Source organism: Franconibacter daqui, from assembly GCF_014644275.1.
Lineage (GTDB): Bacteria > Pseudomonadota > Gammaproteobacteria > Enterobacterales > Enterobacteriaceae > Franconibacter > Franconibacter pulveris.
In genome coordinates this window covers 475,706-498,576 of sequence record NZ_BMKJ01000002.1, presented here as the reverse complement: position 1 = coordinate 498,576, position 22,871 = coordinate 475,706, and the positions used below count along the sequence as shown (strand labels likewise).

Genomic DNA, 22,871 nt, shown 5'->3' with positions numbered 1-22,871 from the left:
TCAATCAATGACGGCCAAAAGCGGGTCGCTTGCGGTCGAATGTCCAGCCAGGCACCAGATACTGCATCGCAGTCGCGTCGTTGCGCGCGCCGCCCGGCAATGATTTGTAGGCCTCATGCGCCTGCTGCACGCGGTCCCAGTCCAGCGCAATGCCAAGCCCCGGCGCATCCGGCACGGCGATTTTGCCGCCTTCGATGCGCAGCGGTTCACGCGTGAGCCGCGCATCGCCCTCCTGCCAGATCCAGTGGGTGTCGATGGCGGTAGGGTTGCCAGGTGCCGCGGCGCCCACATGGGTAAACATGGCGAGCGAAATATCAAAATGGTTGTTGGAGTGGCAGCCCCAGGTTAATCCCCAGTCGTCGCACAGCTGCGCCACGCGCACCGCGCCGGAAAGCGTCCAGAAGTGCGGGTCCGCCAGCGGAATATCCACTGCGTTCAGCATGACGGCGTGGCCCATCTCGCGCCAGTTGGTGGCTATCATATTGGTAGCGACTGGCAGGCCGGTGGCGCGGCGAAACTCCGCCATCACCTCACGCCCGGAATAGCCCTGCTCCGCGCCGCATGGGTCTTCGGCGTAAGTCAGCACATCCTGCATGCCTTTACAGAGCGCGATGGCTTCATCCAGCAGCCAGGCGCCGTTCGGGTCTACGGTAATGCGGGCGTCCGGGAAGCGCTTTTTCAACGCCTGCGCCGTCTCAATCTCCTGCTCGCCCGGCAGCACGCCGCCCTTCAGCTTAAAATCTTTGAAGCCATATTTATCCTGCGCCGCCTCGGCAAGCTTTACCACCGCCTCGCTGCTGAGCGCTTCCTGATGACGCAGCGCATACCACGGGTGCGTTGCCTGCTCGCCCGTGAGGTAGGGCAGATCGGTTTTGCGTCTGTCGCCAATGTAGAAGAGATAACCCAGCACGGTCACCGCGTCGCGCTGTTTGCCCGGACCGAGTAGCTCGCAAACCGGCACGCCAAGCGTCTGGCCGAGGAGATCGAGCAGCGCCGCTTCCAGCGCCGCTACTGCGTTCACACGCAGTTCAAATGTCCAGGCCCCTTTGCCGAACGTATCGAAATCGGCGGCCTGGTTCCCTTTATGAACGTTCTGCACCACCTTGTTCAGGCGCGCGACCTCCTGTCCTACCACCTGAGGGATCGCGTCCCGCAAGGTTTTCAGGATGGTTTCACCGCCGGGCGCCTCGCCCACGCCGGTGTGCCCGGCGTTATCGGTGAGTACAACAATGTTGCGGGTAAACCAGGCGCTGTGCGCGCCGCCGATATTCAGCAGCATGCTGTCGCGGCCCGCCACCGGAATAACCTTCATGTCAGTAATAATCGGGCTTGCTTGCGTTGTCATTATTTCGTCTCCGCAACCGGTTTGAGCTCAATACGTTTGATATCGCCCACCAGGAAGAGGTAGCTCAGCACCGCCACCAGCGCATGGACGCCAACGTAAATCAGCGCGCCGTTAAAAGATCCGGAGACACCGACGATATAGCCGATGGCGATAGGCGTGACGATGCCGGAGATGTTGCCGAACATGTTGAACAGGCCGCCAGATAGACCGCTTATCTCTTTCGGCGCCGTGTCCGCCATGACCGCCCAGCCCAGCGCGCCGATGCCCTTGCCGAAGAAAGCCATCGCCATAAAACCGATAATCATCCATTCCACATCGACATAGTTACAAAAAACCATGGTCATGGAGAGCAGCATGCCCAGCACGATGGGCGTTTTGCGGGCGATGTTGAGCGAGCCGGTGCGGCGCATCAGCCAGTCGGAAATCACGCCGCCCAGCACGCCGCCGATGAAACCGCAGACGGCGGGAACAGAGGCCACAAACCCCGCTTTCAGAATCGACATGCCGCGCGCCTGCACTAAGTAAACCGGGAACCAGGTGATGAAAAAGTAGGTCAACGCGTTGATGCAGTACTGGCCGATATAAACGCCAATCATCATGCGCGAACCCAGCAGTTGTTTAATCTGCCCCCATTTCTGGCGCATCGGCACTGTGGTCTGTGCCTTTTTCTGATCCATGTTGATCAGGCCGCCGCCCTGCTCGATGTATTCCAGCTCACGTTTATTCACGCCCGGATGCTGGTTCGGTTCATGAATGACTTTCAGCCAGATAAAGCTGATAACGATGCCAAGGCCGCCCATGAAGAAGAAGACGTGCGACCAGCCCACCTCGTGCGTCAGCCAGCCCATGATGGGCGCGAAGATAACGGTCGCGAAGTATTGCGCGGAGTTGAAAATCGCGACCGCCGTGCCCCTCTCCTGGGCCGGGAACCAGGCCGCGACGATGCGGCTGTTGCCGGGGAAGGAAGGCGCTTCGGCAAGCCCGACCAGGAAGCGCAGCGTAAAGAGCGCAACGATAATGCCGAAACCGCTGAAGATATCGACGAAGCCCTGCAGCAGGGTAAAGAGCGACCAGATAAAGATAGACCAGAAGTAGACGCGTTTAGAGCCGAAGCGGTCGAGCAGCCAGCCGCCCGGGATCTGGCCGATGACATAGGCCCAGGAGAACGCGGAGAAGACGTAGCCCATGCCCACCGGATCAAGCCCGATCTCTTTCGCCATTTCCGAACCGGCGATGGATAAGGTGGCGCGGTCACCGTAGTTAAACGAGGTGACGATAAACAACATCACCACAATCCAATAGCGGGCGTTTGTGCGTTTTTCCGCCACGCTCGCCGCCTGGCTTAATGTATTCATTGTTGCACTCCTGAATCATAGCGGTTGGCTACATTCATTCTGAACAGCACAACCTGTAGGGTAATCAGAATGACGGGGTAAGGGTTGTCGCAGTTCTGGCGCCGGGAAATCGCCCCTTTGCTGCTGCTTTTTTATCTGACGGTCTGAGTATATCGGCGGGTTTTCAGGCTCTCATCGTGCAGCGCCCTAACATTACAGGCACGATTAACTGTCTATTTTTGGCATTCGCCCAGGCGAATGGGAGATATTTCACACAACCGTAAATGAAAGTGGCTTATTTGCAGAGAGAGGCAAGGCTGGTTGAAGGAGTGTGAGGTGTGTCGCTTGACGCCGCAGCGGCGGTGAAATAAGAGAGGATGATACAGGGAAAACTGCCCGGCGAACCGGGCAGCAAAGGGTTACTTGAGCAAGGCGCTCCAGTTCTCAACCCAGGGATTGGAGAGCGTTTCCGGCTCCGGGTACTCGCTTGCGTCGATAGTCAGCACTTCGCCTGTGCGGGTCGCGCCCTGCTCCTGCAACAGCGCGTCGAATTTTTTACCGCCGCCGCAGAAGTTAGCGTAAGTGCTGTCGCCGAGCGCAATCAGCCCATAGCGTAGTTCCGGCTGGTAGCCGATTTTATCTTTAATTCCTTCATACAGCGGCACGATGCTGTCCGGAAGATCGCCCTGCCCGGTGGTGGAGGTGACGACAAGAACATACGCGTTGCGATAGTTCTCCCAGTCCGCCAGTTCCGGGTCTTCGTAGACGGCGGCGTCATGGCCGTGGCCTTTAAGGATAGCCTCCGCCTCTTCCGCCACCAGCAGCGAGTTTCCATACATGGTGCCGACAAAAATCCCTACTTTCGCCATCGTTGTACCTCTTAAGTGTCAGGCTCGTTTAGCTCATCCTGGACGTCAGGCGCGTTAAACTCAAGGTCTTCATTCATCGGGAGAATTCCCCGCCAGCCGAAATGTGACAGTGCTTGCATCCAGGTGGCGTCAAAGCGCGCCCGCAGCGTTAACGGCTCGCCGGTAACCGGATGCGCGAGCGACAGTTCGCTTGCGTGCAGCATCAGCCTGTCGCAGCCAAACTGCGCCGCCGCCGCGCGATTCTGGCGCAAGTCTCCGTGCTTTGAATCGCCAATAATCGGGTGGCGAAGATGCGCCATATGACGACGTAACTGGTGCTTGCGTCCGGTCTTCGGCAACATCTCCACAAGACTGTAGCGCGCCGTAGCATAACGCCCCACTGCGACCGGCATTTCGGTAACGGCAAGTCCACGGTAGTGGGTGACGGCGGGTTGCGGCGCTTTATCGGCGCGGGAATATTTATCGCCGATTTTATCCAGCTCTTCGGTAAGCGCGTAGTCCAGTTCGCCCTCAGCCTGCAACCAGCCTCGCACAATGGCGTGATAACGTTTCTGGATTTGGTGCTGCTCAAACTGCTGCGCCAGCAGGCGCCCCGTCTCGCTGGAAAGCCCCATCAGCAGTACGCCGGAAGTGGGTCTGTCGAGGCGATGGGCGGTAAAAACGTGCTGGCCTATCTGGTCGCGCACCGTCTGCATCACCACGATTTTCTCATCGCGATCCAGCCAACTGCGATGCACCAGCCAGCCGGAGGGCTTATTCACCGCCACCAGCCACTCGTCCTGGTAGATAATCTCAAGGCTCACGCGTCGTCACCCGTGAACAGCGCATCAAGCTCCAGTAATTCAGCCAGCACGGCCTCACGGCCCGGGTGCTGCGCCTCCAGAGCTATCTCATAATAAGGCGCCACCGCAAAGGCGCCCGGCAGTTCGCCGCCCGCATCCAGCAAAGCGTGCATACGCGGGATCAAAACCCACTGCAGCCATTCGTAAGGCTCCAGCGTATCCATGCAAAAAGGCTGCGTGCTGCTGAATGCGGCAGCATCCGGTGGCGTGCTTTGCCAGAGCTGATGCTGGCGGAGCGCTGCTTCAACGCGCAATAGCTGCTCACGGAGTTGTTCTTCGCGTTTCATGAAGACCTCGACTGGGTAAAAGCGTGGGGGCGAAGCATAGCATTGTGCGGGGCGGAGGAAAAAAGCATAAAAAAAGGGAGCACTGTAAAAACAGTGCTCCCGGTTCGTTTCGCAGCAGTCCGGCTACTTCTTAATGCTCCCTGCTCGTCCGTGACAACTTTTCCAGCGGCCTTTCGACCTGTCATCCTTTTTAATGCATCCTGCAGCACATCATCCTGACGTTTACTTTGCGCCCCCCTGACGCATCGTCCTTAGTCATCCTGACCCACCGTTCATCCTGATCGGCTCTCATTCTCCTTCCTGGAGGTGTCCCTTAGCGCTCCTGCGCTCTCCTTTCGCTTCGTTCCTGAAGCCTTCCTTGCAACGCACTCCGGCGTGTCCTGTTGTGAAGCCCTATCATCCTGACAGCCGCTTCACTGTGCGACTCCTTGTCGACGCAGATAGAATCGCCTATTCACTGAAGTCTTACAAGGCACTGTTTGATTATGATTTCACTTTAGTTTCATTCGTAAGTATGAGATCGCTTTATAAGCCGTTAATAATTAAGGAAATGTAAATACTGGCTTTTAAGGAAATCCCGAAATATGACGCTGATGTCTTACAGACTTGTGAGACATCTCTTACAAATTGAGGAGCAAAATTGTCTTACACATCAGGCCTCAACGCTTGCAAAAATGCGGCGAGACCCGGCGACAGCACGCTTCGCTGCTTCGTGCCCACTCTTTCACGCACCACTTCGCCGGTGAGATTACAGAGCGAAACCACTTCCATTTCATCTTCCAGCGTGGCGAGAAAAACCGTCGGCGACAGCTTCAGGCGCTTTTGCATAACCAGATGGCCAATTAAATTTTCCTGAACGCGTTGAAAATCATCTTCGCTCCAGGCCTGCAGCAGGGTTAACGTCATATCGTTGAACCGCGCCGGCATGTCGCCTGCAAGCTGCGAGGCATAAAACGCATGCGCCGCTGGTTGAATCTGAATCTCCAGCGCCCGCTCTACCGCTTCCAGCGTGGCCGACGAGGAAAAACGCTGCGGCTGCCACTCTACGGTTTCGCCCCGCGTGGCGACAACACAGGGCGACGGTACGCCATAAAGCGCTTCACTTTGCGGGCCGGTGCCCGCTTTTTGCCGCCAGGCTTCACAATAAAGGTCGGTAAAAGCGGCGAGCGCCAGTTGTACTTCGTTATCCACCAGATTCTCTCTCTCTACCAGGTACGGTACACTTAACGTCATATTGTACCCGTATTATTGATGGTGACGCATGTCTTACGAAAACCACCAGGCGCTGAGCGGCCTGACGCTGGGTAAAACCACGGATTACCGCGACGAATATGACGCCGCCCTGCTGCAACCTGTTCCGCGCAGCCTGAACCGCGACCCGCTCGGCCTGAGCGCCGAAAGCCTGCCGTTCCACGGCGCAGATATCTGGACGCTCTATGAGCTCTCCTGGCTTAACCAAAACGGCCTGCCGCAGGTCGCCGTGGGCGAAGTCTCCCTGGATGCTCGCAGCCGGAACCTGGTCGAGTCAAAAAGCTTCAAGCTTTATCTTAATAGCTTCAATCAGACGCGTTTCTCATCCTGGGAAAACGTGCGGGAAACGCTACAGCGCGATTTAACCGCCTGCGCGGAAGGCGACGTTGAAGTACGGCTTTATCGCCTGAGCGAACTTGAAGGCGAACCCGTTGCGCACTTCCACGGCGAGTGTATCGACGAGCAGGATATTTCGATTGATAACTATGAGTTCGACGCCAACTACCTGAAGGGGGCGGCGGGCGAAAAGATTGTGGAAGAGACGCTGGTCAGCCACCTGCTTAAATCCAACTGCCTTATCACCAATCAGCCGGACTGGGGCTCCGTGCAGATTAGCTACCGCGGCCCGCAACTCGACCGCGAAAAGCTGCTGCGCTATCTGGTCTCTTTCCGTCACCATAACGAATTTCACGAGCAGTGCGTGGAGCGCATTTTTAATGACATTCAGCGCTTCTGCGGGCCTGAGAAACTGAGCGTCTACGCCCGCTACACCCGCCGCGGCGGCCTGGATATCAACCCCTGGCGCGCCAATACCGTTTTTCACCCCGCCACGGGCCGTCTGGTGCGCCAGTAAACGAAGCCGCCCGCCGGGACATTTTCTCCCGGCGGGTTGTTAAACCGAACAGGCCGGGGCTATTGTAATCAGAGGGAGCGGCGATTCTCGCCCCGTAAGGAGCTCACTTGATTACACATATTAGCCCTCTTGGCTCAATGGATTTATTGTCGCAGCTGGAAGTGGACATGCTCAAACGCACCGCCAGCAGCGATCTTTATCAACTTTTTCGCAATTGTTCGCTTGCGGTGCTTAATTCGGGGAGTCAGACCGACAACAGCAAGGAATTGCTGTCACGTTTTGAGAATTTTGATATCAACGTGCTGCGTCGCGAACGCGGGGTCAAGCTTGAGCTGATCAACCCGCCGGAAGAAGCTTTTGTGGACGGGCGCATCATCCGTTCCATTCAGGCCAACCTGTTTGCCGTGCTGCGCGATATCCTGTTCGTTAATGGTCAAATCTCTAACGCCGGGCGCTTCCAGCATCTGGATCTGGATGATTCTATCCACATCACCAACCTGATCTTTTCCATTCTGCGCAACGCCCGGGCGCTGCACGTTGGCGAAGCGCCGAATATGGTGGTTTGCTGGGGCGGTCACTCCATTAATGAAACCGAATACCTGTATGCTCGCCGTGTCGGCACGCAGCTTGGGTTGCGGGAGCTGAATATCTGCACCGGTTGCGGCCCGGGCGCGATGGAAGCGCCAATGAAAGGCGCGGCGGTTGGCCATGCCCAGCAGCGCTATAAGGACGGGCGCTTTATCGGCATGACCGAGCCTTCTATTATCGCCGCCGAGCCGCCTAACCCGCTGGTCAACGAACTTATCATCATGCCGGATATCGAAAAACGCCTTGAAGCCTTTGTGCGTATCGCCCACGGCATTGTGATTTTCCCGGGTGGCGTCGGCACGGCGGAAGAGTTGCTTTATCTGCTCGGCATCCTGATGAACCCGCACAACCGCGAACAGGTGTTGCCGCTTATTCTCACCGGTCCGAGAGAGAGCGCCGATTACTTCCGCGTGCTGGATGAGTTTATCGTCAATACGCTGGGACATCAGGCGCGCGAGCATTATCGGATAATCATCGACGATGCCGCCGAAGTGGCGCGCCAGATGAAAAAAGCGATGCCGATGGTGAAAGAAAACCGTCGTGAGACCGGCGACGCTTACAGCTTTAACTGGTCGATTCGCATTGCGCCAGACTTACAGGTGCCTTTCGAACCGTCGCACGCCAACATGGCCAACCTGAAGCTTTACCCGGACCAGCCGACGGAGCTGCTGGCCGCTGACCTGCGCCGGGCGTTCTCAGGCATTGTCGCAGGCAACGTGAAAGAGGTGGGCATCCGCGCCATTGAGCAATTCGGGCCGTATAAAATTCACGGCGACCCGCGCATGATGAAGCGAATGGACGATCTGCTGCAGGGCTTTGTCGCCCAGCATCGTATGAAGCTGCCAGGATCGGCCTATATCCCATGTTATGAGATTTGCACCTGATTAACCCCCCTTTCATAAGGCGGCCGAATGGTCGCCTTTTTTATTTCCTTTCCGCCTCAAGGCGAAAACGATTGCGACGCATTTTTCACCAGCAATAATCATTCGAATTTATCTATCAGCAAGGTGAAACGCTGTGACTCGCCATATTTTCAGCAAAAAATGATCTATTCGATTTCCTTATATTTACCTCAACATCCACAAATGGCAGGCTTTGCGTGCGTTAATGCCAATTGATGCCGTGAAAGTAGACAGATGCCCTAAAAAATACCCTTAATAAAGGTGGATTATTGCAATTGCGATCGGGATCACTGATGCATTCGTAACATGAATGTATCTTTCCGCCCGCCAATAGTTACGGGGAAAAATTATAAAAAACCCGTCATCAACAGCGTTTCATTTTACAGTCAGGCTATTTTTCGTTGGATATGACTAATAACCGGCTTTTTATGCGTTCTTCAGGAGATACAGATGGAAACCACTCAAACCAGCACCGTTGCTTCGGTTGAAGCACGAAGCGCCTGGCGCAAAACCGACACCATGTGGATGCTGGGTCTTTACGGCACCGCTATTGGCGCAGGCGTACTTTTCCTGCCCATCAACGCAGGCGTAGGCGGCCTGATCCCACTTATCATTATGGCAATCATCGCTTTTCCCATGACTTTCTTCGCGCACCGCGGTCTGACTCGCTTCGTGCTCTCCGGTAAAAACCCGGGCGAAGATATTACGGAAGTGGTGGAAGAACATTTTGGCGTGGGCGCAGGCAAGCTCATCACCCTGCTCTACTTCTTCGCTATCTACCCGATTCTGCTGGTTTACAGCGTGGCTATCACCAACACCGTTGAGAGCTTCATGACGCACCAGTTGCAGATGACGGCTCCGCCGCGCGCCATCCTTTCGCTTATCCTGATTGTCGGTATGATGACCATCGTGCGTTTCGGCGAGCAGATGATTGTTAAGGCGATGAGCGTGCTGGTTTTCCCATTCGTCGCCGCGCTGATGCTGCTGGCGCTGTATCTGATCCCGCAGTGGAACGGTGCTGCGCTGGAAACCCTCTCCCTGAGCAGCGCAACGACCGGCAACGGTTTGTGGATGACGCTGTGGCTGGCGATCCCGGTTATGGTCTTCTCCTTTAACCACTCGCCGATCATCTCCTCGTTCGCCGTGGCGAAACGTGAAGAGTATGCCGAAGGGGCCGAGAAGAAGTGCTCCAGCATCCTGGCTCGTGCGCACATCATGATGGTGCTGACCGTAATGTTCTTCGTCTTCAGCTGCGTGCTGAGCCTGACGCCGGAAAACCTGGCGGAAGCGAAAGCGCAGAACATCTCCATCCTTTCTTATCTGGCGAACCACTTTAACGCGCCGGTTATCGCCTGGATGGCGCCTATCATCGCGATTATCGCTATCACCAAATCCTTCCTCGGCCACTATCTGGGGGCGCGCGAAGGCTTTAACGGCATGGTGATTAAATCGCTGCGCGGTCGCGGAAAAACCATCGAAATCAGCAAGCTGAACCGCATGACCGCGCTGTTCATGCTGGTGACCACCTGGATTGTCGCCACCCTGAACCCGAGCATCCTCGGCATGATTGAAACAATGGGCGGCCCGGTTATCGCGATGATCCTGTTCCTGATGCCGATGTACGCCATTCAGAAAGTGCCGGCGATGCGTAAATACAGCGGCCATATCAGCAACATTTTTGTGGTTGTGATGGGTCTTATCGCTATCTCCGCTATTTTCTACTCCCTGTTTAGCTAATTGCTCTCCTGCGCCGCCCCCTGCGGCGGCGCACCTCGCTTCTCTGCGCAAGCCACGGACGCATCATGATCAGTGTTTTCGATATCTTTAAAATTGGCATTGGCCCTTCCAGCTCTCACACCGTAGGGCCGATGAAAGCGGGCAAACAGTTTACGGACGACCTTATCGCGAAGGGAGTACTGCACAACGTCACCCGCGTGGTGGTGGATGTTTATGGCTCGCTTTCGCTGACCGGCAAAGGCCACCATACCGACATCGCCATTATTATGGGGCTGGCGGGCAACCTGCCGGACACGGTAGAGATAGACGCCATCCCTCACTTCATTCAGGACGTGAATACTCACGGTCGCCTTATGCTGGCGAACGGTCAGCATGAAGTCGAATTCCCGATAGACCAGTGCATGAATTTTCACGCCGACAACCTTTCGCTGCACGAGAACGGCATGCGCATTACCGCGCTGGCGGGCGAGAGCGTGCTCTATAGCCAGACTTACTACTCCATCGGCGGCGGCTTTATTGTCGATGAAGCGAACTTCGGCCAGACCAGCGCCGCGCCGGTTGAAGTGCCTTATCCTTATAGCAACGCGGCGGATCTGCAGCGTCACTGCCAGCAGACCGGGCTTTCACTCTCAGGCCTGATGATGCAAAACGAACTGGCGCTGCACAGCAAAGCGGAGCTGGAAGCGCACCTGACGAGCGTCTGGGAGGTAATGCGCGGCGGCATTGAGCGCGGCATCACCACCGAAGGGGTGTTGCCCGGGAAACTGCGTGTGCCGCGCCGCGCCGCCGCGCTGCGCCGTATGCTGGTCAGCCATGATAAAACCACCGTTGACCCGATGAACGTGGTGGACTGGATAAACATGTTTGCGCTGGCCGTTAATGAAGAGAATGCCGCGGGTGGACGCGTGGTTACCGCGCCGACTAACGGCGCGTGCGGCATCGTACCGGCGGTGCTGGCTTACTACGACAAGTTCATCCGCGAAGTAAACGCTAACTCTCTCACCCGTTACCTGCTGGTGGCGAGCGCTATCGGTTCGCTCTATAAAATGAACGCCTCGATCTCCGGCGCCGAGGTGGGTTGTCAGGGAGAAGTGGGCGTCGCCTGTTCGATGGCGGCGGCGGGGCTGGCTGAGCTGCTCGGCGCAAGCCCTGCGCAGGTTTGCATCGCCGCTGAAATCGGCATGGAACATAACCTGGGGCTGACCTGCGACCCGGTAGCAGGCCAGGTGCAGGTGCCCTGTATCGAGCGTAACGCCATCGCGGCGGTGAAAGCGGTTAACGCCGCGCGTATGGCGCTGCGCCGCACCAGCGAACCGCGCGTCTGCCTCGATAAGGTTATCGAAACCATGTATGAAACCGGCAAGGACATGAACGCCAAGTATCGCGAAACCTCCCGCGGGGGGCTGGCGATGAAAGTCGTCGCCTGCGATTAAACCACACGCTTTTCCGCCCCGCCCGGGGCGGAATTTTTTGCGAGACACCTTCCTGATTTGCGCCCTTTTCTGGCCCGCACCCTGCTGAAATGATAGGGTTAGCCCATCTTTTACAGTGGGATAAGACAGTGGCTCATTTATTAATTGTCGACGCACTCAACCTGATTCGGCGCATTCATGCGGTGCAGGGCTCCCCCTGCGTTGAAGCGTGCCTGCACGCGCTTGACCAGTTAATTTTGCACAGCCAGCCCACGCATGCGGTGGCGGTTTTTGATGATGAAGCGCGAAGCCAGGGCTGGCGGCACCAGCTGTTGCCTGACTATAAAGCCGGTCGTCCGCCGATGCCGGAAGCGCTGCAGGCGGAAATGGGCGCGCTGCGCGAGGCGTTCGCCCGTCACGGCGTACCCTGCTGGGTAAGCGAAGGCAACGAAGCCGACGACCTTGCGGCGACGCTGGCGGTAAAAGTCGCGGCGGCGGGCCAGCAGGCGACGATTGTCTCTACCGACAAAGGCTATTGCCAGCTGCTTTCTCCCACCATCCGCATTCGCGATTACTTTCAGAAACGCTGGCTGGACGCGCCGTTTATCGCCGCAGAGTTTGGCGTAGCGCCGCAGCAGTTGCCTGATTTCTGGGGCCTTGCCGGCATCAGCAGCAGCAAAATTCCAGGCGTGGCGGGCATTGGCCCCAAAAGTGCGACGCAGTTGATTATCCAGTTCGGCAGTCTGGACACGCTCTATGCACAGCTCGACGACGCACCGGAGAAATGGCGCAAGAAGCTGGCGGAGCATAAAGAGAGCGCCTTTATCTGCCGCGATGTCGCGCGGCTCAAAACGGATTTACAGCTGGACGGCAACCTGCAGCAGTTGAGGCTGGCGGGCAGATAAAGCGGCCAGCGGTACGCCGCTCGCCGCACGCATTGTGAATCCCCTGAACGGCCATTCGGGGCGGCGTGACGCTTATAAACTTTATAAAGAAACGACCGGTGACGGGAGAGACGAAAATCGCCTCAGCTTTTTTACGGTGAAGGGGGCGCACCCGAGGGACATGCCTGACCCGAAGCCAGCGGCAAAAAGATAAGGTCTTCCCGTAGGGGCGATTATCCGCCGAGAGGCGGGGTTGTTAAGAGGGCGACGAGTCTCCTGAACGCGTTCGCGTGAGAAAAGTGACGTAAAGCACTCACGCGTCGGCGAACGTAATGTCTTCTCACTTCTGCATACGCAGCTTCGCACGTTGGGCGTATAAAAAAGGCGGATACGCTACGCTTATCCGCCTCTCATCATCACATTTCACTTTTGCAGGTTAACGGCTTACCGCTCGTCGCGACGCCCACCCACCGCGGCCCACCAGCGGCGGACATGCACGGTAACTTCTTCACGGTCATGGTAGAGCTGGCGCGCCTGAATTTCAGCGTTAATGCCGTTTGCTTCCAGCTGCTCGCGAATAAAGGCGATATTCTGCGAAACCTCTTCATAACGCTTTTTCATCGGCAGCTTCAGGTTGAAAATGGTTTCACGGCACCAGCCGTTGACCAGCCACTGCGCCATCAGCGCCGCCACCTTCGCAGGCTTCTCCACCATATCGCACACCATCCAGGAGATGTTGTTGCGGTTCGGGCGATATTTAAAGCCGTCTTCGCGCAGCCAGGTGACTTGTCCGGTATCCATCAGGCTCTGCGCCATCGGACCGTTATCCACCGAAGAAACCCACATGTTGCGTTTTACCAGCTGATAGGTCCAGCCGCCCGGACAGGCACCGAGGTCTACAGCATACATCCCGTTTGCCAGCCGTTCGTCCCACTCATCAGCCGGGATGAAAACGTGAAACGCCTCTTCCAGCTTGAGCGTTGAGCGGCTCGGCGCGTCAGCCGGAAACTTCAGCCGCGGAATGCCCATATAGAAAGGCGAGTTGTTGTCTGAATACGAATAGCCGGTATAACAACAGCCTGGCGCAATAAAGAAGACATGCACAACTGGTCGCTTCGGTGTTTCATAGCTCGCGAGGATCTTCGCCTCACGCAGCGCCGCACGCAGCGGCACCGTGAACTTGCGGCAGAACTTCATCAGTTCTTTGCTTTCGTTGGTATCCGCCACTTCCACGCGCAGTTCACCGCCCTTTTCCACCACGCCCTGCAGCATGCCGACAATCGGCGTGACGCGGTCTTCCGGCGGCAAATCGGTTAACAACTCGCCCGCCACTATCATCTGGCGCGCAAAAATCAGCGAGCTGAACGGCAATTCGCGTCCCAGCTTGTCCGCTTCTTGCGGCTGGTAGCACTCAAACACCACATAGCCGGACTGCTCTTTCACGCGGGCGAAACCGTAGACGCCACGCTGCGCCGCTTTGTCGGTTATCTCCGCCGCGCACTCTTTCTCAAAACCCTGGCGGCAGTACAAAATGACCTTATTCATGAACCGAACCTTTACGCTTCAGACGCACCGCGCCAATTAACATTAACACCCAACCGGCGAGAAAACTCACGCCGCCTACCGGCGTGACAAACGCCCAAAGCCGCAGGTGCGAAAGCGCCAGACAATAGAGGCTGCCGCTGAAAAGCACCGTGCCGAGCGCGAGAAAAACGCTGCTCCAGTAAAACCAGATGCTGATGCGGCGCTGCATCGCGACCGCAAGACCAAGGATAGCCAGCGTGTGGAACGCCTGGTATTCCAGACCAGTCTGGATCCAGCCCATCTCCACAACGCCTAAAGATTTGCTTAAAACATGCGCCCCAAAAGCGCCGAGAGCCACAAAAATAAAGCCACTTACCGCGGCGAAAATCAGCATAAAACGGCTGGTCATAATGTAACCCTAAAAGTCAGGCGCGCCGGGGCGCGCGATATGTTGTTATTGCTCGTAGCGAAAACGAAATTTTTCCTGCTCGCTGGCCGCTTTCGAAAGAATCCACTGACGAAAGGCCGCTATTTTACCCAGTTCTGCCTGACTGTCATGACAAACCAGATAAAACGCGTTCTTACTGACCAGCACATCGTTAAACGGGCAAACCAGGCGGCCCGCCTCAATCTCTGATTGCGCCATAACATTATTAGCAAGCGCAATGCCCTGGCCATGAATAGCCGCCTGCAGCACCATGGCGCTGTGGCTGAAAATCGGCCCTTGCTGCACGTTAATATGGTTAAGACCAAGCTGACGCGTATAAGTTTGCCAGTCGCGACGAGAGGCGTCGTGCAGCAACGTGTGCTTTTCCAGATCTTGCGGCGTTTTCAAAGGCTTATCGCCCGTGAGCAGCAGCGGAGAACAGACCGGCAGCAAATATTCGGCATAGAGCTTTTCTACCCTCAGCCCAGGCCAGTTGCCGCGCCCGTAAAAAATCGCCACGTCGACATCATCCGCCAGCTTATCTTCTTCGCGGTCCACCGCCTGGATACGCACATCAATGCCCGGATAAGCGGAGTTAAAGCTGGAAAGCCGTGGCACCAGCCAGTGTATGGCGAAGCTTGGCAGCAGGCTCACCGTCAGCGCGCCTTTGGCGCTGCGGGCCTGTAGCTTGCGTGTCGCTTCGGTAAGCTGAGAGAAAATCTCTTTAATATCGAGAAAGTAGCTTTGCCCCTCTTCGGTAAGCAGCAGCGAGCGGTTGCGCCGCCGAAAAAGCTTCAGCCCCAGGAAATCCTCAAGCGACTTAATCTGATGGCTGACCGCCGCCTGGGTAACAAAGAGTTCATCAGCGGCTTTGGTAAAGCTTAAATGGCGCGCGGCGGCGTCAAAAACGCGTAATGCGTTCAACGGGGGTAATCGCTTGGACATGGTTGTCGGGTTTCGTGTTAACGCTCATTAACAAAAAGGATGACAGGACGTCACCTATTAGTTTTTTTTATCTGAGGCATTATAAATTGTCCGTTGAGGTTGCACCAGCAAATACCTATAGTGGCGCCACTTCCTGAGCCGGAACGAAAAGTTTTTCGGGATGAGCGTTCTGAGGGACTTTTGGCTTACGGTTGTGATGTTGTGTTGTTGTGTTTGCATTTGGTCTGCTATTCAGACCATGGTAGCAAAGCTACCCTATTTCACTTCCTGTACATTTACCCTGTCTGTCCATAGTGATTAATGTAGCACCGCGAATTGCGGTGCTTTTTTTTGCCTGCTCGCTTATTTCTCCAGCGCCACCATCTCTTTCACGTCAGAGCGGTTGATCTGCTGCTGGTTGCCGTTGGCGTCTTTATACTTAATCATACCGGTGTCATCGTCAGTCTTCGGTTTGCCGTCAGAGACGATAGAGCGGCCATCGTTGGTGTGCATTACGTAGTTAGGGCCAGAACAAGCACTCAGAGCGAAGGCCATAATACAAGCAGATACTACAGCGGCTGTCTTTTTCATATTCTTCTCCTTGTAGAGTTTAATGCTATGTAAACTTCTTCTGCTGACAGGCTTAAATGTTCACCTAACATTATTCAGCATAACCCTCCCTCCCCGTTTTGCCAGAATAAACAGACTAATCCGATGGTTATGAACTCCCTTGTCCTGACGCGATAAATGCGCGACGATCGAGCGCTATCACGAGGAGCATTATGACAGCATTTAATCCCGCCCGTTTTCGCGGGCAGTTCCCGGCGCTGGCCGACGCGGGCGTCTATCTCGACAGCGCCGCCACCGCCTTAAAACCGCAGGTGGTGATTGAAGCGACGCAGCAGTTTTACAGCCTGAGCGCAGGCAACGTGCATCGCAGCCAGTTCGCCGAAGCGCAGCGTTTAACGGCGCGCTATGAAGCAGCCCGCGAAGCGGTGGCGCGGTGGCTTAACGCGCCGGACAGCAAAAATATCATCTGGACCAAAGGCGCGACCGAAGCGCTGAACCTCGTCGCACAGTGCTATGCACGCCCGCGGCTGAAAGCGGATGACGAAATCATCGTCAGCGAAGCGGAGCATCACGCCAATCTCGTCCCCTGGCTGATGGTGGCGGAACAAACCGGCGCGCGGGTGGTGAAGCTGCCTGTCGGCGCCGATCGCCTGCCCAATCTCGCAAAGCTTCCTGACTTACTCAACGAGCGAACCCGTATTCTGGCGCTGGGACAGATGTCGAACGTGACCGGCGGTTGCCCGGACCTTGCGCGCGCCATCACGCTTGCGCATCAGGCGGAGGCCGTGGTCGTGGTGGATGGCGCTCAAGGCGTGGTGCACTGCCCGCCGGACGTTCAGGCGCTGGATATCGATTTTTACGCCTTTTCCGGCCATAAATTATACGGGCCGACCGGCATCGGCGTACTTTACGGCAAAGGCGAGCTGCTGGAGGCGATGTCGCCGTGGCTCGGCGGCGGCAAAATGATCACCCACGTCTCGTTCGACGGTTTCAAAACCCAGCCGGTGCCTTACCGTTTTGAGGCGGGCACGCCTAACGTGGCGGGCGTGATTGGCCTGAGCGCGGCGCTGGAGTGGCTTGGCGACATAGACTTGTTGAAAGCGGAAAGCTACAGCCGCGGGCTTGCCACGCTTGCTGAAGCGGAGCTGTCAAAGCGCCCGGGTTTTCGTTCTTTCCGCTGTCAGGATTCGAGCCTGCTCGCCTTTGATTTTGCAGGCGTACACCACAGCGACATGGTGACGCTGCTTGCTGAATATGGCATCGCGCTGCGTGCGGGCCAGCACTGCGCGCAGCCTTTGTTGGCGGCGCTGGGGGTCAGCGGCACGCTGCGCGCCTCGTTCGCGCCTTATAACACCCAGGGCGATGTCGAAGCGCTGATTGCCGCGGTAGACCGCGCACTGACTATTCTGGTGGACTAAATGACAACAGGTTACCTTGCCGGGCATCCGTTCGGCGTTTCCATTACCGCCGACACGCTGCGGCAAACTTTTGGCCCGCTCACGCAGTGGGAAGACAAATATCGTCAACTCATCCTGCTTGGCAAGCAGTTGCCTGCCCTGCCGGAAGATCTAAAGCGCGAAGAGATTGAAATACCAGGCTGCGAAAACCGCGTCTGGCTTGGCCACAGCCGCCAGCCAGACGGGACGCTGCACTTTTACGGCGACAGCGAAGGGCGCATCGTGCGCGGTCTGCTGGCGGTGCTGCTGGTGGCGGTAGAAGGGAAAGCGCCGCAAGCGTTGCTGGCGCACGACCCGCTAGCGCTCTTCGACGAACTGGGGCTGCGCGCGCAGCTTAGCGCGTCGCGCAATCAGGGGTTAACCGCGCTGGCCGAAGCGGTGAAGCAGGCGGCGCGCGCAGGGTAATTACCGCGCCTCGCGCGCCGCTTTCGCCATCATCTTTTTCAGCGCATGCGAGACCGCCACAAAGCCAAACGTGGCGGTTACCATCGTCGCCGCGCCGAAACCAGAGGCGCAATCCATCCGCTTCGGCCCTTCGGCCGTGCTTTTCATGGCGCACACCGTGCCGTCCGCCTGCGGGTAGACCAGCGCTTCGGTGGAAAAAACGCAGTCGACGCCAAGCTTGCCTTTGCTGTTTTTCACCACGCCAAAGTCGCTTTTCAGCCGTTCGCGCAGCTTCGCCGCCAGCGGATCCTGAATGGTTTTCGCCAGATCCGTCACCTGAATCTGCGTCGGGTCAATCTGCCCGCCCGCGCCGCCGGTGGTTACCAGCGGAATTTTATTACGCCGGCAGAATGCGATAAGCGCCGCTTTAGGCCGCACGCTGTCGATGGCGTCGATAACGTAGGTGAAGTCCTGGTTCAGGTGCTGCGCAACGTTGTCGGCCGTGATGAAATCATCCACCACCGTGACCCGACATTCCGGGTTAATCTGCCGGATACGCTCCGCCATGACCTCCGCTTTCGCCAGCCCCACGTTGTCGCGCAGCGCATGGATTTGCCGGTTGGTATTGGTAATACAGACGTCATCCATGTCGATAAGCGTAATGGCGCCAATGCCGGTGCGGGCCAGCGCTTCCGCCGCCCACGAGCCGACGCCGCCGATACCGACGACGCAGAGATGGGCGTTGGCGAAAAGCTCAAGCGCGGTTTCGCCATATAAACGGGCGGTGCCGCCAAAACGGCTTCGCCAGGCATCAGTAAGAACGACTGCCATGATAACCTCGGGTAATACGAATGAGCGGGCGGCTGAACCGCCCGCGAAAGGCAGGGATTAACCGCTGAAGACGTTGCCCGCGCCAGGCGCCGATTTCAGCACCCATACGCGACCGTAGTGATTATACCATCCCGCGCGATGCCCCGCGTCGGGGCCGATGCCCTGATAAATATCGAAGTGCTGGCCTTTGATAGCGCCGCCGACATCCAGCGCCACCATCAGGCGCAGCTCATATTGTCCGTTGAACTTGCCGTTGTTGTCCAGCAACGGCACTTCTGCAAGCAGCGTGGTGCCCGCCGGGATAATCGAACGGTCGGAAGCGACCGAGGCGCGGCCTATCAACGGCACTGCGCTCGCCCCTTTTACCGGCGCGTAAGACTGCGGTTTAAAGAAGACGAAAGAGGGGTTTTGCTCCAGCAGTTCACGCACTTCCGCTTCGCTGTGGGTTTCGCCCCACTGGCGGATCGCCTGCATCGACATATCCTCTTTTTTCACTTCGCCGCGGTCGATAAGCACCTTGCCGATGCTGCGGTAGGCGTGGCCGTTTTTACCTGCATAGGCGAAGAAATTGAGCGGACGACCATCGCCGAAGTCGATATAGCCGCTGCCCTGCACGTCCATAATGAAGTTATCCATCAGGGAGTTGCTGTAAGCGAGCACGTAGTTTTCACTCAGCGCCCCCGCGTAAATCTCGGCGCGGGAAGGCAGACGGCCGCGCTTGGGCGGCATGCGGTAAATCGGGTACTGGAATTCGCCCTGACGGGTGTAGCGCGCCTGCACGACCGGGGTGTAATAGCCCGTGAACTGCACGTTGCCGTAATTATCCGCCCCTTCCATCTGCCAGGCGTCGATGCCGAACTGGCGCAGCGTGCGGGTGTCGCCGCCTGAGCGCAGCCACTCTTGCACGGCGTTATAAACGCTGCTCTGACTGCCGTATAAGCGCGACGAGGCGTTACGAATTTCGCTGACCTGCTGGGAAAAATCGCCCGCGTTGATGGGCGCGCCCACGGCATCCGGCTGGTTTACCAGTGAGAACGGCTGATGAAACTTGCCGTCTTTATATTGTTGACCGCGATCGGTCGGTTTAGAGGAACAGGCCGCGAGGATAGCCACCATCGCTCCTGTCGCCAGATATCTTGCCAGACGCCCTTTCATTACTCTCTCCAGGTTACCGCTTTCCGCAGGCGAAGATAGCAAACACGCGGGGTCAATGAAACGGATTCGCCTTAAGTAGAATCAAATAAGGATAAAAAATAAACAGATGGCGGGATATTTCAGCAACAGGGCAGAGGAATAGCGGTTTGTTTTAAAAAAAGGTTGCATCAAGATGTCAGCAGAGTATAGTGCGCTTCCACGGACGCGGGGTGGAGCAGCCTGGTAGCTCGTCGGGCTCATAACCCGAAGGTCGTCGGTTCAAATCCGGCCCCCGCAACCAATAACGCGCCGTGCGCGACAATGTGAAGAAGTATGACGGACGCGGGGTGGAGCAGCCTGGTAGCTCGTCGGGCTCATAACCCGAAGGTCGTCGGTTCAAATCCGGCCCCCGCAACCAACAATAAAATGAACACCCTTTCGGGTGTTTTTTTATGCCTGAAATTTGCTAAAAGGCGCGTTAACCGCGCCTTGCCAGCGTTCCGCCATCGGCGAAATAGGCTTTAATCCCCGCCAGAATCGAAACGGCCACCTCTTGCTGAAACGCCGCGGTGCGCAGCTTTTTCTCTTCTTCCACGTTACTAATAAACGCGGTTTCCACCAGAATGGAAGGGATATCGGGCGCCTTCAGCACCGCAAAGCCCGCCTGATCCACGCTGTTTTTATGCAGCTTATTCACGCCGCCCAGGCGGTTTAATACTTCTTTGCCAAACTTCAGGCTGTCGGAAATGGTCAGCGACTGCACCATATCGAACATGGTGTGGTCGAGATAAACATCCCCGCTCTTGCTGACGCCGCCCACAAGGTCGGCGGCATTCTGCGTCTGCGCCAGATATTTCGCCGCGGCGCTGGTGGCCCCTTTTGTCGAGAGCGCAAAAACGGACGAGCCGCGCGCCGCCCGGCTGGTAAAAGCATCGGCGTGAATGGAGACAAACAGGTCGGCGCGCTGCTTCTGCGCCTTCGCCACACGCACTTTGAGCGGGATAAAGATATCCTCGTTGCGCGTCATATAGGCTTTCATGTTGATCTCTTTTTCAATCAGCGCCTTGAGCCGCCTTGCGATTTGCAGCACCACATCTTTTTCACGCGTTTTATATTTACCGATAGCGCCGGGGTCTTCCCCACCGTGCCCGGGGTCAATCATGATGACAATAGGTCGGTCGCGCCCCGCTTTACCCGGCTGCGGTCCACCCTGCGGCGTTTTTTGGTCGAGTTCGCCTTTATTGTAATCTTCCAGCAACGCCAGCAGCGGATCCTGCTCGCTGGCGCTGTCCGCCGGGTAGAGATCTATCACCAGACGCTCTTTAAACTCCGCCACCGGAGCAAGGGCGAAAAGGTGCGGCGTAACGTTCTTTTTCAGTTCAAATACCATGCGCACCGTTTTCGGGTCGAACTGCCCGACGCGCGCGGATTTGATAAAGGGATCGTTGTCGCTTATGTGGTTGCCAAGCCCTTTCAGCACGGAGTTGAGGTGTACGCCTTCGATATCGACCACCACCCGCTCAGGGTTGCTCAGCGCAAACTGGCGATACTTCAGTACACGGTTAGATTCGAGCGTAACGCGGGTATAAGCGGAGGCGGGCCAGACGCGCACCGCCACCACCTGGCTTGACGCGGCGAAACCAATCTGGCTGACGCTTAATAACCACATGGCGCCCGTCCCCTGCAACAGCTGACGACGGCTTAAAGATTTACTGGAACCAGACATGCCTCTCCCGAGCAGAATAAAAACCAAACCCTGACATAACATCGTAAAAACAGGCGGAAAACTTTAGCGAATGGTGCTTTAGCTGTCATCTATAAAAGGGTAAACAATCACGTTGGGCGGCTTTTGCCCGATGTTCAGCGCTTGCATTGCGCGAAATTGTTGCTTGCATGGTGGGCAGGAAAAGAATAAAAATACATAAATCACGAATAATCATGCATTGAGAGGTTTAGCCGTGGTGAAGGAGCGTCGAACCGAGCTGGTCCAGGGATTCCGTCATTCTGTTCCCTATATTAACGCGCATCGGGGAAAAACGTTTGTCATTATGCTTGGCGGCGAAGCCATTGAGCATGAGAATTTCTCTAATATCGTCAATGACATCGGCTTACTGCATAGTCTTGGCATCCGGCTGGTGGTCGTCTATGGCGCTCGCCCGCAAATAGACGCTAACCTTGCGGCCCATCATCACGAACCGATTTATCACAAACATACCCGCGTGACGGACGCCCGCACGCTCGACCTGGTAAAACAGGCGGCTGGCCTTCTACAACTCGACATTACCGCGCGCCTCTCCATGAGCCTGAATAATACGCCGCTGCAGGGCGCGCATATCAACGTGGTAAGCGGCAATTTTATTATCGCCCAGCCGCTCGGCGTGGATGACGGCGTGGATTACTGCCATAGCGGGCGCATTCGCCGCATTGATGAAGAGGCGATCCATCGTCAGCTCGACAGCGGCGCGATTGTGCTGATGGGGCCGGTGGCGGTTTCCGTTACCGGTGAAAGTTTTAACCTGACATCGGAAGAGATTGCGACGCAGCTGGCCATCAAACTGAAAGCAGAAAAGATGATCGGCTTCTGCTCTTCGCAGGGGGTGATGGACGAAACCGGCGCTATCGTCTCCGAACTTTTCCCGAACGAAGCCCAGGCGCGGGTGGAAGCGCTGGAAGCGGCGGGAGACTATCACTCCGGCACCGTGCGCTTTTTGCGCGGCGCAGTGAAGGCCTGCCGCAGCGGCGTGCGCCGCAGCCATTTAATCAGCTATCAGGAAGATGGCGCGTTGCTGCAGGAGCTTTTCTCACGCGAAGGGATTGGCACGCAGATAGTGATGGAGAGCGCCGAGCAGATCCGTCGCGCCACGATTAACGACATCGGCGGCATTCTGGAGCTGATCCGCCCGCTGGAGCAGCAGGGCATTCTGGTGCGCCGCTCCCGCGAACAGCTGGAGATGGAGATAGACAAGTTCACAATTATTCAGCGCGACAACCTGACTATCGCCTGCGCCGCGCTCTATCCTTTCCCGGAAGAGAAGATTGGTGAAATGGCCTGCGTGGCGGTGCATCCGGACTACCGCAGCTCGTCGCGCGGCGAGGCGCTGTTGCAGCGCGTGGCAAGCCAGGCGAAGCAGATGGGGCTGAGCAAACTTTTTGTGCTCACCACCCGCAGCATCCACTGGTTCCAGGAGCGTGGCTTTACGCCCGTGGACATCGACTCGCTGCCCGAGAGTAAAAAGCAGATGTACAATTACCAGCGGCGCTCCAAAGTGCTGATGGCGGACCTCACCTAGCGCTCAGGCCGCGCGTAAGCGGCCTT

The 22,871-nt window shown here is 56.9% G+C and carries 21 protein-coding genes and 2 tRNA genes; 10 read left to right on the top strand and 13 right to left on the bottom strand.

The window, feature by feature from the left end:
* Positions 1-4 precede the first annotated feature (4 nt).
* The 6 genes from IEX01_RS11640 to syd all read right to left on the bottom strand — a co-directional run bounded on the left by IEX01_RS11640 (position 5) and on the right by syd (position 5,868).
* Positions 5-1,345, bottom strand: a complete 1,341-nt coding sequence (locus tag IEX01_RS11640; RefSeq protein WP_024556422.1) for an enolase C-terminal domain-like protein — start codon at positions 1,343-1,345, stop codon at positions 5-7.
* Entirely contained in the window at positions 1,345-2,700 is a 1,356-nt protein-coding gene (locus tag IEX01_RS11635; RefSeq protein WP_024556423.1) for an MFS transporter, read from the bottom strand. Before IEX01_RS11635 ends, IEX01_RS11640 begins: the two co-directional genes overlap by 1 nt.
* Before the next feature lie 398 nt (positions 2,701-3,098).
* Entirely contained in the window at positions 3,099-3,548 is a 450-nt protein-coding gene (locus IEX01_RS11630) for a flavodoxin (RefSeq protein WP_024556424.1), read from the bottom strand.
* An 11-nt stretch (positions 3,549-3,559) separates the two neighbouring features.
* Positions 3,560-4,351, bottom strand: coding sequence for a tRNA pseudouridine(65) synthase TruC (truC, locus tag IEX01_RS11625; RefSeq protein ID WP_188723882.1), 792 nt, complete (start codon positions 4,349-4,351; stop codon positions 3,560-3,562).
* The gene (locus IEX01_RS11620) at positions 4,348-4,677 is read right to left on the bottom strand and encodes a YqcC family protein (RefSeq protein ID WP_024556426.1); all 330 of its coding nucleotides are present in this window, start codon (positions 4,675-4,677) and stop codon (positions 4,348-4,350) included. The genes truC and IEX01_RS11620 overlap by 4 nt, the downstream gene beginning before the upstream one ends.
* Positions 4,678-5,322: 645 nt before the next feature.
* Positions 5,323-5,868, bottom strand: a complete 546-nt coding sequence (gene syd, locus IEX01_RS11615) for a SecY-interacting protein (RefSeq protein WP_024556427.1) — start codon at positions 5,866-5,868, stop codon at positions 5,323-5,325.
* A gap of 70 nt (positions 5,869-5,938) precedes the next feature.
* Here syd and queF point away from each other — a divergent pair, with 70 nt between their 5' ends.
* From queF to xni, 5 genes are all read left to right on the top strand, one after another.
* Positions 5,939-6,781, top strand: coding sequence for an NADPH-dependent 7-cyano-7-deazaguanine reductase QueF (gene queF / locus IEX01_RS11610; protein ID WP_024556428.1), 843 nt, complete (start codon positions 5,939-5,941; stop codon positions 6,779-6,781).
* Positions 6,782-6,888: 107 nt separating this feature from the next.
* A complete protein-coding gene (gene ppnN, locus IEX01_RS11605) occupies positions 6,889-8,253 on the top strand; it encodes a nucleotide 5'-monophosphate nucleosidase PpnN (protein WP_188723881.1) in 1,365 nt (454 codons plus the stop codon).
* Between the two features lie 468 nt (positions 8,254-8,721).
* Positions 8,722-10,008, top strand: a complete 1,287-nt coding sequence (locus IEX01_RS11600) for an HAAAP family serine/threonine permease (RefSeq protein WP_188723880.1) — start codon at positions 8,722-8,724, stop codon at positions 10,006-10,008.
* Between the two features lie 65 nt (positions 10,009-10,073).
* The gene (locus IEX01_RS11595) at positions 10,074-11,441 is read left to right on the top strand and encodes an L-serine ammonia-lyase (protein WP_024561568.1); all 1,368 of its coding nucleotides are present in this window, start codon (positions 10,074-10,076) and stop codon (positions 11,439-11,441) included.
* Positions 11,442-11,569: 128 nt separating this feature from the next.
* Complete coding sequence (gene xni, locus IEX01_RS11590) at positions 11,570-12,325, top strand: flap endonuclease Xni (protein ID WP_024561569.1); 756 nt, start codon at positions 11,570-11,572, stop codon at positions 12,323-12,325.
* A 423-nt stretch (positions 12,326-12,748) separates the two neighbouring features.
* Here the strand turns inward: xni and rlmM are convergent, their stop codons facing one another.
* From rlmM to IEX01_RS11570, 4 genes are all read right to left on the bottom strand, one after another.
* Positions 12,749-13,849 (bottom strand): 23S rRNA (cytidine(2498)-2'-O)-methyltransferase RlmM, encoded by a 1,101-nt coding sequence (gene rlmM, locus IEX01_RS11585; protein WP_024561570.1) that lies wholly within the window; start codon positions 13,847-13,849, stop codon positions 12,749-12,751.
* Positions 13,842-14,237, bottom strand: a complete 396-nt coding sequence (locus tag IEX01_RS11580; RefSeq protein ID WP_024556435.1) for a DUF423 domain-containing protein — start codon at positions 14,235-14,237, stop codon at positions 13,842-13,844. Before IEX01_RS11580 ends, rlmM begins: the two co-directional genes overlap by 8 nt.
* Before the next feature lie 45 nt (positions 14,238-14,282).
* A complete protein-coding gene (gcvA, locus tag IEX01_RS11575; RefSeq protein WP_024556436.1) occupies positions 14,283-15,200 on the bottom strand; it encodes a glycine cleavage system transcriptional regulator GcvA in 918 nt (305 codons plus the stop codon).
* A 342-nt stretch (positions 15,201-15,542) separates the two neighbouring features.
* Positions 15,543-15,770 (bottom strand): YgdI/YgdR family lipoprotein, encoded by a 228-nt coding sequence (locus IEX01_RS11570; protein WP_024556437.1) that lies wholly within the window; start codon positions 15,768-15,770, stop codon positions 15,543-15,545.
* 191 nt (positions 15,771-15,961) lie between these two features.
* Between IEX01_RS11570 and csdA the strand changes: the two genes are divergently transcribed.
* A complete protein-coding gene (csdA, locus tag IEX01_RS11565; protein ID WP_024556438.1) occupies positions 15,962-17,167 on the top strand; it encodes a cysteine desulfurase CsdA in 1,206 nt (401 codons plus the stop codon).
* Complete coding sequence (gene csdE, locus IEX01_RS11560) at positions 17,168-17,611, top strand: cysteine desulfurase sulfur acceptor subunit CsdE (protein ID WP_024561572.1); 444 nt, start codon at positions 17,168-17,170, stop codon at positions 17,609-17,611. It abuts the gene before it with no gap.
* On the opposite strand, the gene tcdA is transcribed toward csdE, so the two are convergent.
* Entirely contained in the window at positions 17,612-18,421 is an 810-nt protein-coding gene (gene tcdA / locus IEX01_RS11555; RefSeq protein WP_024556440.1) for a tRNA cyclic N6-threonylcarbamoyladenosine(37) synthase TcdA, read from the bottom strand.
* 57 nt (positions 18,422-18,478) lie between these two features.
* On the bottom strand, positions 18,479-19,576 hold the full coding sequence (mltA, locus tag IEX01_RS11550) for a murein transglycosylase A (protein WP_188723879.1): 1,098 nt from the start codon (positions 19,574-19,576) through the stop codon (positions 18,479-18,481).
* Positions 19,577-19,779: 203 nt separating this feature from the next.
* On the opposite strand from mltA, the gene IEX01_RS11545 reads away from it, so the two are divergent.
* Together IEX01_RS11545 and IEX01_RS11540 are read left to right on the top strand one after the other, a co-directional pair.
* Positions 19,780-19,856 (top strand) — tRNA-Met (locus tag IEX01_RS11545).
* A gap of 40 nt (positions 19,857-19,896) precedes the next feature.
* A tRNA-Met gene (locus tag IEX01_RS11540) sits at positions 19,897-19,973 on the top strand.
* Between the two features lie 60 nt (positions 19,974-20,033).
* On the opposite strand, the gene amiC is transcribed toward IEX01_RS11540, so the two are convergent.
* Positions 20,034-21,281: an N-acetylmuramoyl-L-alanine amidase AmiC gene (amiC, locus tag IEX01_RS11535; protein WP_024561574.1), complete on the bottom strand. Its 1,248-nt coding sequence runs from the start codon at positions 21,279-21,281 to the stop codon at positions 20,034-20,036.
* 232 nt (positions 21,282-21,513) lie between these two features.
* Between amiC and argA the strand changes: the two genes are divergently transcribed.
* Positions 21,514-22,845 carry an amino-acid N-acetyltransferase gene (gene argA / locus IEX01_RS11530; protein WP_024561575.1) on the top strand — a complete coding sequence of 444 codons (1,332 nt, stop codon included), beginning with the start codon at positions 21,514-21,516 and terminating at the stop codon, positions 22,843-22,845.
* Positions 22,846-22,871 lie beyond the last annotated feature (26 nt).